Origin of the sequence: Shewanella sp. DAU305 (assembly GCF_026802235.1) — a bacterium.
Taxonomy (GTDB): domain Bacteria; phylum Pseudomonadota; class Gammaproteobacteria; order Enterobacterales; family Shewanellaceae; genus Shewanella; species Shewanella baltica.
Window position 1 is genome coordinate 2767892 of the sequence record NZ_CP113808.1, and the last position, 16421, is coordinate 2784312.

At 47.9% G+C, this 16421-nt stretch carries 13 protein-coding genes; 6 read left to right on the forward strand and 7 right to left on the reverse strand.

The window, feature by feature from the left end; genetic code table 11:
* The first annotated feature begins 14 nt into the window (after positions 1-14).
* The 5 genes from thiS (at position 15) to OX890_RS11785 (ending at position 4912) form a co-directional block, all read left to right on the forward strand.
* Entirely contained in the window at positions 15-218 is a 204-nt protein-coding gene (thiS, locus tag OX890_RS11765) for a sulfur carrier protein ThiS (RefSeq protein ID WP_006081758.1), read from the forward strand.
* 1 nt (position 219) lies between these two features.
* A complete protein-coding gene (locus OX890_RS11770; protein WP_106650602.1) occupies positions 220-984 on the forward strand; it encodes a thiazole synthase in 765 nt (254 codons plus the stop codon).
* Complete coding sequence (gene thiH, locus OX890_RS11775) at positions 981-2096, forward strand: 2-iminoacetate synthase ThiH (RefSeq protein ID WP_107404592.1); 1116 nt, start codon at positions 981-983, stop codon at positions 2094-2096. The genes OX890_RS11770 and thiH overlap by 4 nt, the downstream gene beginning before the upstream one ends.
* Before the next feature lie 102 nt (positions 2097-2198).
* Entirely contained in the window at positions 2199-2462 is a 264-nt protein-coding gene (locus tag OX890_RS11780; RefSeq protein WP_011846746.1) for a hypothetical protein, read from the forward strand.
* Between the two features lie 5 nt (positions 2463-2467).
* Positions 2468-4912 (forward strand): putative metalloprotease CJM1_0395 family protein, encoded by a 2445-nt coding sequence (locus tag OX890_RS11785; RefSeq protein WP_268649248.1) that lies wholly within the window; start codon positions 2468-2470, stop codon positions 4910-4912.
* Positions 4913-5092: 180 nt separating this feature from the next.
* Here OX890_RS11785 and OX890_RS11790 read toward each other — a convergent pair whose 3' ends face one another.
* The 7 genes from OX890_RS11790 to cmoA all read right to left on the reverse strand — a co-directional run bounded on the left by OX890_RS11790 (position 5093) and on the right by cmoA (position 13334).
* The gene (locus tag OX890_RS11790; protein WP_268649249.1) at positions 5093-6001 is read right to left on the reverse strand and encodes a LysR family transcriptional regulator; all 909 of its coding nucleotides are present in this window, start codon (positions 5999-6001) and stop codon (positions 5093-5095) included.
* 203 nt (positions 6002-6204) lie between these two features.
* Positions 6205-8067 carry a M3 family metallopeptidase gene (locus OX890_RS11795; RefSeq protein WP_268649250.1) on the reverse strand — a complete coding sequence of 621 codons (1863 nt, stop codon included), beginning with the start codon at positions 8065-8067 and terminating at the stop codon, positions 6205-6207.
* The gene (locus OX890_RS11800) at positions 8042-8986 is read right to left on the reverse strand and encodes an alpha-L-glutamate ligase-like protein (RefSeq protein WP_268649251.1); all 945 of its coding nucleotides are present in this window, start codon (positions 8984-8986) and stop codon (positions 8042-8044) included. Before OX890_RS11800 ends, OX890_RS11795 begins: the two co-directional genes overlap by 26 nt.
* Positions 8987-8988: 2 nt before the next feature.
* Entirely contained in the window at positions 8989-10494 is a 1506-nt protein-coding gene (locus OX890_RS11805; protein ID WP_268649252.1) for an inactive transglutaminase family protein, read from the reverse strand.
* 338 nt (positions 10495-10832) lie between these two features.
* Complete coding sequence (locus tag OX890_RS11810) at positions 10833-11576, reverse strand: ATP-dependent zinc protease family protein (RefSeq protein ID WP_268649253.1); 744 nt, start codon at positions 11574-11576, stop codon at positions 10833-10835.
* A 34-nt stretch (positions 11577-11610) separates the two neighbouring features.
* Positions 11611-12606: a tRNA 5-methoxyuridine(34)/uridine 5-oxyacetic acid(34) synthase CmoB gene (cmoB, locus tag OX890_RS11815; protein WP_006086784.1), complete on the reverse strand. Its 996-nt coding sequence runs from the start codon at positions 12604-12606 to the stop codon at positions 11611-11613.
* The gene (gene cmoA / locus OX890_RS11820) at positions 12603-13334 is read right to left on the reverse strand and encodes a carboxy-S-adenosyl-L-methionine synthase CmoA (RefSeq protein WP_259571668.1); all 732 of its coding nucleotides are present in this window, start codon (positions 13332-13334) and stop codon (positions 12603-12605) included. Before cmoA ends, cmoB begins: the two co-directional genes overlap by 4 nt.
* A 150-nt stretch (positions 13335-13484) precedes the next feature.
* On the opposite strand from cmoA, the gene OX890_RS11825 reads away from it, so the two are divergent.
* Complete coding sequence (locus OX890_RS11825; protein WP_268649254.1) at positions 13485-16295, forward strand: transporter substrate-binding domain-containing protein; 2811 nt, start codon at positions 13485-13487, stop codon at positions 16293-16295.
* Positions 16296-16421: the final 126 nt, after the last annotated feature.

A 16421-nucleotide genomic window follows, 5' to 3' on the forward strand; every position in this document is an offset into this window, starting at 1 on the left:
TATGGAGGTTTGATATGATTTTAATTCACATAAATAATGTCCCGCAGCCATTAACGGAACCGACTTCACTCGCGGCTGTGATCCTCGCGCAAGATATAGCCCTCGATTCGGTCGCTATCGTGTTGAATGCAGAGGTGGTTCCGCGTAATCGCTGGCAATCGATTCTCTGCCAACATGAAGATAAATTAGAACTTTTTTCAGCTGTAGCGGGAGGCTAGTATGTTAACGATTGCCGATGTGGAGTTTGAATCACGGTTATTTACCGGAACGGGAAAATTCAGCAATAGCCAAGTGATGCTTGAGGCGATAACGGCTTCAAAATCGCAGTTAGTGACAGTTGCGATGAAAAGAATTGATTTTAAAATGGGGCTTGATGATTTACTCACGCCGTTACGCCAAGCGGGTGTACGGCTATTGCCTAACACTTCGGGGGCGAGAAACGCCAAGGAAGCGGTGTTTGCGGCTGAGCTTGCCCGTGAAATGCTGGGAACTCATTGGATTAAGCTCGAAATCCACCCGGATCCTAAGTACCTAATGCCCGATGCGATAGAAACCTTAGAGGCGGCCAGAATTCTCTGTGAGAAAGGCTTTATCGTATTGCCCTACGTGCATGCCGATCCTGTGCTGTGCCGTCGTTTAGAAGAAGTGGGCTGCGCCGCGGTTATGCCACTGGCGAGTCCGATTGGCAGTAATCAAGGTTTAGTCACTGAAAGCTTTTTAAAAATCATCATAGAGCAGGCGCGGGTGCCAGTGGTGATCGATGCCGGTATTGGCGCGCCTTCACAGGCTGCGCGGGCAATGGAGCTGGGCGCCGATGCGGTGCTCGTCAACACCGCCATCGCCAGCAGCGCGTCGCCGATAGTGATGGCCGAGTGCTTTAAAGAGGCGGTGCAATGCGGCAGACGTGCCTTTGCAGCTGGGCTTGGCCGAGTGCAAACGGGCGCGGTACATACCAGTCCTCTAACGGGATTTTTAAATCAATGAGTTTTGTCGCGGAATTTGCCAAGATCCCACGGGATAAACTGTTACTCGATTTGTATTCTTGCACTGCCCAAGATGTTGAGCGGGCGTTAGTGAGTCCAGCTGGGGATTTACGTAGCTTACTGGCCTTGCTATCACCTGCGGCGGAACCTTATATCGAAACCATGGCGCAGCACTCTGCGGCGCTTACACGGCAGCGATTTGGCGCGAATCTGGGTATGTATTTACCGCTATACGTCTCGAATCTGTGCGCTAATGAGTGTGATTACTGTGGCTTTAGCATGAGTAACAAACTCAAACGCAAGACCTTGAATGAGCAGGAGTTGATGGCCGAAATGGCCATTGTCAAAGATAGGGGGTTCGATTCGATTTTACTGGTGTCGGGTGAGCATGAAACTAAGGTTGGTATCGATTATTTCAAGCAAATGTTGCCGCTGGTAAAGCAGCAATTTAGCCATGTGGCGATGGAGGTTCAGCCCATGAGTGAGGACCATTATCGCCAGTTAGTCGCGCTAGGTTTAGATGCTGTGATGATTTATCAAGAGACCTATCAGCCCGAGACTTATGCTCGTCACCATTCTCGAGGTAAAAAAATGGATTTTGCCTATCGTTTAGCAACACCTGACAGAGTTGCGGCGGCGGGCGTTGATAAAATTGGTCTTGGGGTATTACTGGGGCTGGATGATTGGCGTTTAGATGCGTTAATGATGGGATATCATCTCGACTATTTAGAGCGACGCTATTGGCGCACCCGCTTTAGTATTTCGCTACCAAGGTTACGACCTTGTACTGGCGGGATCACCCCAAAAGTCATGCTATCGGATCTAGGTTTAGTGCAAATGATTTGTGCATTTAGACTTTTTAATCAACAGCTTGATATCAGCATGTCGACAAGGGAAAGCCCTGAGCTGAGGGATAATCTTTTGCCACTTGGAATTACTCAAATCAGTGCGGGCAGTTCGACACAACCGGGCGGCTATCAAGCGCCTGACAGTCAACTCGATCAATTTGAGATAAGCGATGATCGCAGTGTCGAGCAAGTTATCGAACAGATGCAACGGCAGGGTTTTAACCCCGTATTTAAGGATTGGGAAGCTAATTGGATCACAGGATAAATCTGGCCGTAAATAAATGCTGAGAATGCGGATAAAATCTGTACTTTTGCACGTTGCTGGTCAATAATTGACCCATTAATCACAGCGTGCAGGAATACCGTTATGCAAATCCAATCTGCTTATTCATCCGGTCTGCAAGGCTTGCAAAGTGCTCAATCTGGGCTCACTCAAGCAACGATAGATGTGGCTAAACCTACACAGACGCAAAGTGCAACTCCGGCTGAGCCTGCCAGAGATGTTGTCCAGCCCGATAAAACCTCGGCATTACTGGCAGCAAATGAGTCATTAAGACAAGGTGAAGCCTCAACAGAAGTGATTGAAACTGACTCAGAAACGATAGGTTCGATCATTAATATTAAGGTGTAAATATCATGTCGGTTGTGGCGCTATCACCTAAGGTTGGAGCGCCATCCTCTTCATTTTCGACACATGATAAGACGCTAAACTCGAATCTAAGCCAGACTCAAGCTAATAGCACTTATCAAGGAGCCAGCGTTCACACTGCAGGCTCCGCAAAATTTGAAGCGAGTGGTGCCTATGAACCACATTTTACTGGAACCTCAACCGCTCCGGTTCAAGCTGCGCCTATCACTTCATTAGCATTAGCAACTCACGTTTCCCAATCTCTGCACTCATCACCAAATGTGTCTTTTAATGCGAGTTCTTTGGCCGCTAGTTCATTGCAATCGAGTGCTCAAACATTTTCTGCAACGTCTGCAGCTATATCATCAACGCCTTTATTCAACGGGACAAATACCGCTACACCCATAAGTTCAAATGTCGCTGGCATTGATGCTGTAAAAGCGTCGCTTGCAATTGCTGATGCTACGCCTGTGCTACCAGCGGTTAATGGCGCAAGCCAAGCACTAAAGGCCAATCCCTTTGCTGAATCAAGGCCCCAGGTTACTCTTCCTAAAACCAATGCTCCTCAAGTCAATCCGTTAAATGGTCGGGCAAGCTTACATGCCGATGCCAGTTTTAGCTTATTAACGGGACCTAGATCCATATCTGGTGTGCGTGGGGGACAAATTGCCGCACCTGTGTCGACTCCGGTATTTTCATCAATCACGAGTACTATAGGAACTAGCCTTGGAGCAAACGCCTTATCTACAACGAGCCCGAGTCTTAGTGTCACGAGCAGTATTCCCGCTGATATTTTTACGCCTCCGAGTTCATCAATTGGCACGAGTAGCACAGATCTTCCCGCTTTTAATCCATCGAGTACGGGCAGTGTTTCTCCCATAACGCCTGATTTAGCCGCAGTGTTTGGACCACAAACTGTTTTTACTGACGCAGCGGTAGTTGACTCCTCTACGTCTTTAGATAACAGCTCTGTAAATAACAGTTCTGGAAATTCTGGAAGTATAAGTAGTAGTAATAGTTCAGCTGCGAGTGCAGGGACTGTTGAGCAGTCAAACTCTGCACAAGCAGCAGATCAATCCGCTCGCAATGAAGTTGCTCAACCGACAGTGTTGGAACAATTTACCCAGGTTTTCGGTGACGCTAAGGCTCAAGTTAGTCAGGTAGAAGATCCTGCTATAGCGTCTAACCCCGATGATCGTCAGCAAGCCTTAACCGATGTCTTTGCTAAAAACGATAATCAGCTTGAAAAGCAAGCACAGGAAGAAGCATCGCAGAAACAGCAAGCTGCAGCAGTGGAACAAGCAAAGCAGCAACAATCACAAGCGCAATCACAGGCACAGCAGGCTCAGGAGCAAGTGAAGCAAGCCCAAGAAAAAGCGCAGGCGCAACAGCAACAACAAGTTGATTCACTTAAGGCTAGAGATTCTGAGGTTAAAGCCCATGAACATGCCCATGCTACCGTCGGCGGGCAATATGCTCAGAGTCCGAGTTTTAAGTATGAGAAGGGCGCCGATGGCCAACGTTATGCTACCGATGGCGAAGTGCAGATCGATGTTTCTGCTGTCGGAGGCGATCCACTCGCAACGATAAATAAAATGAAGCAAGTGTACGCGGCGGCAATGGCTCCGGTTGATCCTTCATCTGCGGATATCCGCGTTGCCGCTGAAGCTTTGCAAAAAATGAATGAAGCAAAGGTGAAGCTTGCTGAAGAGCGACAACAACAGATTGTAGACTTGCAAACAACCCAAACCTTAGTGGGCGCCGATGCGCAGATTAAAGCGCTACCGCCGTTGCAAGAACACACACCCGTAGTAACGGGGAAAGTTGACGAGTCAGGGAATATCTCTCAGCCCCAAAATGCCGTCTCAACACCAGTATCAGATGCAGTCGATAAGCTCATTCAAAGGGTTGAAGCGCAGACGGCCAAAACAGCTGCGACGACTGACACAAGTTCTGGTATTAGTTCGGAAACTCCGTCTAATACATCGAGTACCAGCGGCTCAGTCAATACCCCAACGACAGTGGAAACCATTGAGCCACCGACTGCAACCTTAGCATTTGGAGAAGCATCAACTGCTGCTGATTTAGCGACCCGTTTTATTCCAAGACCCGATAGTACCGCAAGTCGTTATTATGCCGCTGTTGCACAAGCCAGTATTGGACCTTCAGTCCGTGCTGACGTAACGCAGCAAGTCAATATTCAGCCTTCTAATCTAGCCCCTGTAAACGAGCTGCCTAATAATGCGCAATCCGCTACTGTTCTGCCAACTCTGGCAGCAAAAGATACCAACGAGATAAACGAGTCGCCTTCAAGCATCAGTGCGAGTGAGAATCGCAGTGCGTCACTGCAGCGTGAGTCGAGTGTTGAAGATAATGAATCGCAAGGAGCAGGATTTATTCAGTCGCAATACTTGGGTCAGCAACCAGCACGCTATGTTGACTTTAGTGTGTAAGATTAGGCTTTAACTATGCCCATTCTGCTGTTCATTCTCTTTTTTGATGCTACCTTTCTGCATTTATTCTTTCGCACTAAGCACTAAGCACTAAGCACTAAGCACTAAGCACTAAGCACTAAGCACTAGGCTCTTAGCGTCTTGCTCACTCGAATTGATAACTCGTTTAGTATCTTGCTGTTAATGACTATTCGTCGTTTCAATTCCGTGCTGTTTTAAAATCAAGGAAGCAAGCAGTTTTGATGCAGGCCCTTGTTGATCTCTTTTAGGGATCACTAAGCTCAACATGATACGACGTTTTTGGCTGCCCTCAAGATGTAAACGTACTAGATTACCCGAAGCCAATTCTTCTTGGACTAAGAAAGAGGGGATCCAACAGAAACCAATACCTTGATTTAAAATGACTTTAGCTTCATGGAAGTTAGAGACTGTCCAGCGCTGTTCAGCTTTGAGCCAGCCGATATCAATGTTGGATTGCACTCCAGTATCTTTAATCACTAACTGTAAATATTGTGCCAGTAGTTTATCGTCTTCAATTGTGCCTAAGTCAGTGAGTGTGTGATTTGGATGACAGACGAGGTAGAGTTCTTGTTCACATAAGGGTTCGGATAAATACCCTTTAGGCGGCACCCCTGCACAGATAGCAATATCGACTTTACTCTGCAGAATGAGCTCTTGAGTGCCGGTGATCACTGAGTCCAGCATGATGATTCGAGTGCCACGACTGTGGGGCAGAAACGCATTGAGGGCACACACTAAGCTTTCCATCGGATAGATAATTTCACGGGCAATCGTGAGTGTCGGCTCCCACCCTTGTTCGAGATTACTCGCAAGTTGTTCTAACTCGTTGACGGCTTGGGTAACATGCCGTGAGCGGCGCAGCAGCACTTCGCCCTGCGGGGTAAGATAGGCTTTACGGCCTTTGACTTCTAGTAGCTCGATACCTAACTGATGCTGTAATTTGGCAACGGCATGGTTAAGTGACGATTGACTCTTGTTGAGTTTTTCGGCTGCTTGGGCATAGCCGCCAAAATCGACCACCGCTTGCAAAATACGCCATTGTTCTAAGGTAGATTTAGCTCGAGTCATTATAATCTCAAAAAAACGATAGATTGAGGCTTATAGTGGCCACTTCTTACGACTTTTTCAATTAAATATCATAGAGTCAGTCATTTTCACGACATACAGCTAACTATGTCGCGCTAAATTATTGAGGGGATAGATAGGCGAATAATGACAATTAGCTGTGTTTGCGCCCGAGCGAGTCACAAACACATCCTAAGCATTAACACTTAAAACGCACAAGAACCTATTGCGTCGAAAGCTTGATTGTTGGAGCTGTCAGCATGTTCTGAAGCGGTGCTATTTGAAATTCTTTGGATCAGTGCAGCACTATCAACGGGAGAGCCAATGACCACTTTTAATTGGTCACTGAAGCTCAAAGCGTCTTCATTGATGACTAATACATTGAATAATTTTAGTTTGTCTTGGCAGTTGAATGTGGATTGAGTTATTAGCTGGGCTAGCGATGCTTGCCAGAGTGATTGGTAGTAGAGCGGTCCTTCGTTGGCGATAGCATTGAAACCATAGGGATAATCCTTGGTTTGCAGCCAGTCTTGACCAAAGCTAGCACTAAACTCTGCACCGAGATCAGGATAGATTTGTGAATTTTTGTCTTGATAAAAGTTGACTGCAACCTTAGCGCGAAAGACTTTGAGCTGTTTCGAATAAGCTTTAGCCAGTGTTTCACGCTCTTGTAAATAGGTATGCTCAAATTGCGGAAAGAGTTGATGGCGCAGCACTTCAGCTAACCAGAGACTCGCCACAAAATGGCTATCCTGACTCTGCCCCATGGCATTATTGAGGTAGAAATGGCTCGCTTTAGCAAGGGAAGTCACTGCTTCTGCGATGGATTCGGTTAACTGTTCAATGTCTTTGTAGTTACTCTGCTGCGGCTTAAGATCCAACGCCTGTTGTCCAAATTGCTGGCCGAGTATACTTTGGCGCAATGTCTGCTGTTGACTACTTTGCTGTGGATTTTGGTTGTAGGCCACATAGATTTCACCCAATAATCTTTGCTGGTGGTAAACCCTGACGATATGCGGCCGATTAGGATCGGTTGGTGTTTTATCGGCGTTGGCGGTTGCTATGATCTCAAACTGCAAACCAAACACTTGCAGATAAGTAAAGCTGCGACTCAAGACGTCTGAGGTCTGCCATGTGGGGCCCTTGGCTGATGCTTGTTGTGACAGGGTACGTCCAATATCCCAGGGAGCCACTTGCAAATCTTGTGTTTGGCTATCAAGAAATGCTTTGACCAACTCAGGGGATGATAACTGCTGCGAACTAAGCGCTAATGCGCTGTAATCGGTAAAGCCTGCCGCAGTGGCGGCTTGTTGGCGCTGCTCTGCAATTCGCTGTAATGCCGTTTGATTGGTTTCACTCGCTCTGGCTTGGTATGCCTGCCATACATTTTGGCGACATACGGCGTTTTCCTGTGTCATTAAGTAGCTGACGATAGTGCCCGAAAAATCGCTTTGCTTTGCACTGCTGCGCTTCGGCTCGTCACTTTTATCATCTTCTTTATGCAGAAGATGTTGCTGCTGAGTCGCTTCGGGTTGGCATTGGCTGTCATTGAAGGCAAGACTAAATTGTTGGCTGCCTAACCCTTGGCCTATGCTGGCCTGCGCCGTATGCAGTTTCGCTTTTTCCTCGGCGCTCCAATGCTGTTGTAGCAAGTGTTTAAGCTGTTGGCTCAACAGTATTTGTTCAGCATTACCTTGGGCTAAGGCGTAAGCCAGTTGGCTAAATTCTGCTTGGTTGAGAAGTTGCGACAGGGTATCAGCGAGGTGTAACTGGCATTGCAGTAGACCTTCGCGTTCTTCACTCGGTAAGTTAAACCCACGGTAATAGTTGAGCCTGTCGTTGATATTATTAAGCCCAATCGTCTGTTGCTCAAAAATAAGCGCGCGCTGGGCCAAGGTTAATTGCGCTGTCGTTAAGCGCGCGTTGGCGAAGGCCGACGCGAGCTCAATGTTTGGCAAACGCAGACATTGCTCAACCAAGAGGGGAACAGGACTTGGCGCCGCATAGACGGCATTCGTAGCATAAAGGCTTAAGCCAAGCAGGCTAACCAGAAAAGTGGGTTTTAACATAGGCAACACGTTCTGCAACTGTCATGGAATGAGATGACATGGCTTCAACATGCTTAAGACGAGGCAAAATACCTTTTCCATTTGCAATCTGAATCGCCAGTCCCGGGCGCGCATTGAGTTCAAGTAGTAAAGGGCCTTTGCTTTGGTCTAACACCATGTCAGTGCCGAGATAACCCATTTCACACATTTCATAGGCGCTGGAAGCTTTATGGAGCAAGCTTTCCCAATGGGGCACTATGATATCGGTGAGTTTTTTACCTGTATCGGGATGAAACTCAATTTGTCTATCAAATTGCACAGCATGTAACCCTTTTCCCGAGGCAATGTCAACGCCTACACCCACAGCGCCTTGGTGTAAGTTGGCTTTACCGTCGGAGGCCGCAGTCGATAAACGCAGCATGCCCATCACGGGAAATCCCTTAAAAACAATCAAGCGTATATCGGGTACCCCTTCATGGCTGTAGCCTTCAAACACAGGATCGAATTCGATTAGGCCTTCGATAATGGCAACATCGGGTTTACCGCCGAGTGAAAATAACCCACTGAGAATATTGGAGACATGGCGGTTAAGTTCAGAGAGGCTGATCTCGTGGCCACTGGGTTTAAAGTAGCGCCCATTATCGACCTTAGTGATCACTATAATGCCTTTGCCGCCCGAGCCTTTGGCGGGTTTGATGACAAATCCACTTCGGGTTGAGATGCGTTCAGGGATATGCGTTATCTCGTGTTGTTCGCGTACGACCGCAATCAGATCAGGAACCGCAATATCATTCGCCAAGGCCAGCTGTTTAGTGATCAACTTATCATCGACGCGTTTATAAAATTTACGCGGATTGTAACGGGCAATGTAATCGATATTACGTTGGTTCATATTAAGCACGCCATTTTTGCGTAGCTCCCACGGCCAAGCGAACCCCATGTTTATGCACCCGCCAATGATTTAAAGCGTTTGAGCTCGAGCAGACGATAACCTGTGTATTGCCCCATAAGTAACACTAAGGCCAAGATCACTAAGTGAATCCCGAGAAAGTTAAACACCCAATGCTGTACCCAGCTTGCGCTCATGGCGAGGTAGGTCAAGGTGGCAACCATCAAACTGCCGCCACCTTGGAGCATAACCTCCCTCGGACCTTCTTCTTCCCACAGAATCGACATGCGTTCTATGGTCCACGCCAGAATAATCATCGGGAAGAAAGTAATGGTTAAGCCTTCACTCAAACCAAACTTGTAGGAAAGAAGTGTGAATACGCCGATGATCCCAATTACCACGATGATCACCGCCGATATCCGTGAGATTAGCAGTAGATTTAAATGGGACAGGTAGGAACGGATGACGAGTCCGCAGGAAACGATAAGCAAAAAACCAATCAATCCGGTGAGTAAGCTGGTTTGAATAAAGGCCAGTGCGATTAATACTGGCATAAAAGTCCCTGAGGTTTTAATGCCAATCATCACCCGCAAAAAAACCACCATCAGTACGCCAATGGGGATCAGCAAGATCCCTTTAAAAAGGCTTTGCTCCTCAAGGGGTAATTGGTAGAGGGAGAAATCGAGCGCATTGTTGTTCATCATCATGTCGATGGACGTCGCAAGGGCGGAACGGGTGTCCTGCAGCATAGCGAAGTTCACCTGCGAGTTAACGCCGCCCATGACATCAAGCACTGAGTGGTCTGCACGCTCCCACAGTAGCAGGTTTTGGGGGCGACCTTGTTTGCCTTTGACTAAATCGAACAGTATCCATTGACCGTCGTGAAAGACTTCAACAAAGGGCGATAAGGGCTGTCGACGGCGTTGATCTTCTAAATACAAACCGCTGACCTTGTGCGCAGGAATGCCCTTAGTGTGTAGCATGTGTAAAAACAGTTGGGTTGGCGTTTGGCTTGCGAGCAATAGCTCTACATTCTGGCTGCGTTTAGGCTCGGTTATCGATGCCATCAATTGTTGGGCGAAGGAGAGGTTGCTCGCGCTGCGAGCCCAAGCATCTGCAATCACTTGCTCTGCGGCGGCTTGTTCAGTCGCGGGCCATAAATAGGCTTCGGGCGCTGCGGGTGTTTGAGTCGCTGACATTTCGGTATGCCCTGTCGGCACCAGTGTCACTTTGTAATATAAATCCTGTGTGCCTAGGGCTTGGCGTATCGACCAAACCGCGCGGCGATCGTTGTCATTATGATTGATGGTTAAACCGTAACCCGGTGAACTGGCATTTTCGACCAGCACTTGGTACGCAGGATCTTGCGGTAAAGAGAAAGACACTTCTGCAGGCTCACCCGTACCTTGAAAACTGACTTTGGCTTCCACGGCCCAGCTTTGAACTTGCTTACCGGGCAAAAAGGGCACGTTATGCTCGACGCCACGGTAGATGCTGGCGCCGATACCGACAATAAAGAGCAATGCCACCAAGATATAGAAAGGGTTGCGTGAGTGCATTATGGATCCTTCTTGTTAGTCAACTTAGTGTTTGGTCAACTTAGTGTTTGGTCACTTAGTGCTACGTCTACTCAGTGTTATGCCAACGCGGGATTGTCTATTAAAAAACAGATGTGATTGTTACGAGTGTGATAGTCACTACGCCTGCGTTGGCTGAGCTATTTTTTTGCGTGTTAAGTTGTCGAAATAAGTTATTGAAAATTGATAATTTTAAGTTGTCGTTGTGAGCGGCGTGACTGATACCAAAGCTGATACAAAGTCAACGCCTGACGCTTAGCTTTGACATTCATCGCTCTTGGTTCACGCCTCTTGAGTGCGGCTATTTAGTTCAAACGTGCTCACTGCGCCGAAGTCACTTGGTGTGTTACTTTGCCGTGGACGTAACGTTGACTGACATCGACTACGGCAATGTCTTTCATAAACTTGCGTCCAAGTAGTAACGGATAATCGAGGTGGCTGCGGTCGGTGAGGTTGAGATCGGTTTCTGCAGCATATTGACCAATTTTAAGATGCGCGTGGATCACAGGGCGGCGATCTTCTTTCTCGCTCGCATCTTGTTTAATGCGGACAAAGCGCACGACTTTGGCCTCAAACTGTTGTGGCGGAGTGTTTGCCCCCTGAGCGAATACCTCAAACCGTACCCATTGATTACCATCGCGCTCAAACAGGGTGATATTGCGCGCATCGAGAGAGGAAGACTCGGCGCCCGTATCGATTCGGGTGGCAAAATAAGTGTTGAGTTCCTCCATAAACACGCTTTCGACTTCACCTAAGGTAAACTTGTCACCTAAGGGCGAGCGGGCGCATTGTTTGGGCACGGCAACGGTTTTAGCTTTGGGTGTTTCTAGACTCGCGACTTGCTGTTGTAGTAGCTGCACTTGCTCGTGCAGTTGCACGAGAGGCGCCGTATCTTGAGGTTGGCATCGCTGATTGATGACCTCAATCAGCGAGTCTTGTTGCTGGGCTAAACGGGTATTTAATGTGGCAGCATCTACGGGAACTGTGGCATGGGTGGTCGGTTCTGTCATTGCACATCCCCCAAGAGTGGTGGCAATGACAATAGCGAGCAGCTGCTTAAGCATAGTGCTTCCTGTTAGCGGTAAATCTGATATTAGATCAACTGATTAAATCCTGATTAGGCTGGTTCTTCACCGCGATAATCGTGGCGCGTTTGGGCGCAGGATAACCTTCAACCGTTTTGGTGATGTCGTTAGGATCCAAGTACTCAACCAGTGACTCGTTGGGCATCCAATCGGTACGGCGTTGCTCTGCAAGGGCTGTGACATCGGTATCGACACAACGTATGTCGGTGAAATCACACTTCTTTAACCAGAGCATCAGCGCGGCAACGGACGGAATGAACCATACATTATTCATTTTGCCATATCTATCTTGAGGCACGAGTACGGCGTTTTCGTCGCCATCTATCACTAATGTTTCTAACACTAGCTCACCACCGGTTCGCAACTGATCACGCAGTTGTAACAAGTGATCGATAGGCGAACGTCTGTGATACAAAACGCCCATGGAGAAAACGGTGTCGAATGCATCGAGCGGTGGCAACTCTTCAATGCCAAGAGGCAAAAGGTGCACAGGGTGATGTGTGCCCGCTAACCGTTTTACCGCCTCAAATTGACATAAAAACAACGGCGAAGGGTCGATACCGACGACACGTTTGGCACCTGAGCCCAACATGCGCCACATGTGATAACCACTGCCGCAACCAACATCGAGCACAGTGCGGTTTTTCAGCGGTGAAATATGCTGCTTCACGCGATCCCATTTCCAGTCACTGCGCCATTCGGTATCGATATGGATGCCATGAATGTGGAAGGGGCCTTTACGCCATGGCATAAACAGGCGCAGTAGGTTCTCTAGCTTCTCTTTTTCGCCAGGGCTAAGTTGCTCGCCGCTACCGACGGTCACGCTATCGACAAAATCCACTTGGTCGGGTGCTGGATAGTGCAGCTTGTTGAGCACTTTTTCCCACTTTGGCAAGTTGCCGTGTTTATGATCCCGTTGCCACTTGCCTAAAATGCTCGGCAGGGTTTCGAGCCAGTGTTGTAGATTTGAATCGGCGATTTGTTGGTAAAACGAGCTAAAGCTGATCACTTGATGGCCACCATAGAAGCAAAGTTAAAGCATTGGAACCAGAGACTAAAGTGACTGAAGCCTTGGCTGGTTAGGCGTTGTTGATGCGTGGTTAAGGTGTCAGGCTTCATGACATTTTCCAGCGCACTGCGTTTTTGGCTGATCTCGAGTTCGCTGTAGCCATTGGCGCGTTTAAAGTCTAAATGTTGCTCTTCCAATAGGGTTTGGATCGGGGCATCTTCAAAGCGAATTTTTTCAGACAGCACTAAAATCCCACCGGGGTTTAGGCCCTGATAAATTTTGGCTATCAGGGTTTCTCTGTCTTTCGGCGGTAAAAACTGCAAGGTAAAATTGAGTACCACCAGTGAGGCATTTTGAATATCGATATCGCGAATATCACCGCAAACCAGATCGACGTCTGTATCACTGACATAGGCATTCAGGTTCTCTTGGCAGCGTGCAACCATAGATTCGCTGTTATCCACGGCGATAATACGACATTGACGGCCTTGGATTTGGCGACGAATACTTAAAGTTGCGGCGCCGAGTGAGCAACCCAAATCGTAAATTTGAGTATTTGGCATGACGAAACGATCTGCAAAATCGCCTATGGTATTGATAATTTGCGTATATCCAGGCACGGAGCGGCGGATCATGTCACTGAACACGCCTGCTACACGGTTATCAAACTGGAAATCGCTAATATGCTCGCTCGCTTGAGCGTAGATAGTGTCTTGAGAAACGTTCATCTGAGATTTTTCATGGGAATTCAACCCGGCATTTTAACGAATCCGATCGATTAGCAGCAAGTCTCATACTGGTAATTTGCGATAAATTTTTGTCTAATACGCCATAGATAACAAAATCGTTACATGTACATCAAGTACTAAGGGCTCAACTTGAAGTTTGTGATCCACTTAATCGTGATCTTGTGCAGCTGTTTTTTGAGCATAACAGGGCAGGCAAGTCCATTGCCCGACGAGCCATTAATCGTGGTGATGGGTGAAGATAGCTTTCCCTATCAATATGTCGACAACGATGGCGAGCCGACTGGACTACTGGTCGATTTATGGAAAGAGTGGGCGAAACAAAGCCATACCCAAGTGGTTTTTGTGGCGCGCCACTGGCACGAGTCCCTTGATCAACTGCGGCAAGGTAAGGCGCAAGTGCATATCGGCATGGGGAAAACTCCAGAGCGTGAGCAAGAGTTCGACTTTACTGTGCCCATCGCCGATGTTGGTACCTTTTTGTATCTGCATAAATCCCTGCAGGGCAAAAAATCCATTAAAGAACTCATTCCCTTTCAAATTGGTGTGGTGGCGGCTTCATCCCACGAAGCAGAATTGCACCGTATCGAACCTCAGCTCGTGTTTAAACGTTACGAAAGTCGTGAGAAATTACTCGCTGGGGTTGCCGCCGGCGAGATTATGGTGTTTGCGGGCTTAGAAGGTTATTTGAAAGATCCCGCTTCATCCCAAGAGGTTGCTGCGAATTATCCCAATACGGCGCGTATCCAAATTAAGGCGATGCAATTTGTTCCTGCGGTCAAAAAGGGCAATCTCGATTTAGTTGGTAGGATCAATAAAGGTTTCACCGCGCTCGAGCCGCACTTTATCCAGCAAACGGAGCGACGATGGCTTGGCTATCAACGTCAACAAGCTGGGATTGTTATTTCCATGCAACTGGGCGTCGAGCCTTTTGTGGACTTAGGGGTCGATGGTTTACCCCATGGCTTGTATGTGGACATGTGGCAACTGTGGTCCGAGAAGACCGGTATCGCCGTTGATTTTATTTCTGGCGATATGAACTCCAGTGTGGATGACGTTCGCCGAGGTCTTGCCGATGCGCACATTGGTTATCCAGAGAGTGATGATGTCAAAACGGGGCTTAATCGGGCTTGGCACTTATATACAGTTAAGAGCCGCTTGTTTCTCTTTCAGCAGCAGTTGACCGATTTAGACAGCTTAAAAGGTAAACGTATTGGGGTGGTGCCGACGGCGCCTTATCTGGTGGAGTTACGTAAAGCCTTACCCCAAATGGCACTGCGCTATTACGACAATATGGATGCCATGGTCGCGGGCGCAAGATCGGGCGAGATTGTTGGCTTTGTGGCTTCGGGTGCATGGACATCCCATTATTTACTGCTCAATAAAGGCTGGTCTGACTTTAGCCAGTATCCCAATCTCGAATTTAGCACCAACATTTATGTGCTGACTCGCAGTGATGATCCTGGCCTGACGCAGCGGATCGCCAATGGCTTTAACAATATTAGCAATCAAGAGTTTGCCGATATTGAAAATAAATGGATGCTCAATCCCAAAGATCATGTTTTTACCCAAGCTGAGCGCCATGTCAGCCTAAGCCCTGCAGAACAGGCCTATGTGGAAAGTGTAGGCGAGCTTAAAGTGGGCTATTTAAAGCAGTGGCCGCCGATGGAGTTTATGGATGAGCAGGGCGAGTTTGCGGGGATCAATAGCGATATCGTCAAATTACTCAAGGAACAGCTCAAACTTAAGCTGACGCCCGTTGCCTTTGATGATTGGCATTCGTTAATCGACGCACTGCAAAAGGGCGAGGTAAGTTTAGCCGGCAGTGTCGCCCAAACGGCGGAGCGCCAGCAGCGTTTAGCGTTTAGTGAGGCATATTGGCCATCGCCGTGGGCATTAGTGTCGCAATTGGAGCAAGTCTCGGTATTCAATATTGCGCAGCTCGCAGGACAAAGGGTAGCTGTGGTCGAAGGCTATCATTTGGTGGCGCAATTGATGAGTCTTGAACCTTCACTCAAGTTAGTGATAGTGCCAAATACGCAGGCGGGATTGGCGGCGGTGACGAATGGCAATGCGGATGTGTTTATCGATAAAGTGGTGACGTTGGCGTCTGAACTTAAAACCAGCCACTACCCGACGCTGAAAATGTCGCTGCTGAGTGATCTTGCCGATCAGCATAGCCATATTGGTGTTTATCCTCAGTTTGCGCCGCTGGTGCCACTGATTAACAAAGCCTTAGCCTTGATTGACGCTCAGCATCAACAGCAAATTTATGCGCGTTGGGTGTCATTTTCTGTCGCGACAGAGAGTGCTAAATATCTGCAATGGCTGCGTTATATCGTATTTGGCGTGATCATTTTGTGCTCAGTTATGGTCGCTGTGCTATTAGTGAATCGCCGCTTAAATCGTGAGATCACCCAGCGATTAGTCGCTGAAAAACGTTTGCTGCATGTGGCGAACCACGATGCTTTGACTCAGTTACCTAACCGCGCCTTGCTCGATGACAGATTAGCCCAAGCTTTGCTGTCCCATCAGCGCGAGCAAGCGCATTTTGCCTTGTTATTTATTGATCTGGATGGCTTTAAACAAATCAATGATCAACATGGTCATCCGATTGGCGATGAATTACTGGTACTGGTCGCCCAAAAGTTAACCAAGGTTATCCGTGGTTCAGATACCGTGGCGCGTTTTGGCGGCGATGAGTTTGTTATCCTGCTAAATCGTGTGCAAGATCTCGATGCTGCAACCCAAGTTGCTGATAATATTCTACAGGCACTGTCGAGCCCTTTGCTTATTCAAGGCGTCAGTGTCAGCATAGCGGTCAGTATGGGCGTGGTGATTTATCCCCGCGATGGTGATACCGCGATAGGCTTATTGAAAAAAGCCGATCAACTGATGTACCAAGCAAAAAGTTGCGGCGGGCGTTGTTATCGCTCAGCTTGATGTTTTTTTGAACGCTCATGCTCAGATAGTGCGTTCGCCTCTAGTCAAGGGCGTAAAACTGTTTGATACTTCACCGCCTAAGTGTGAAGTACTTTGGTAATCGGCATTATTTTACTATAATGCCGC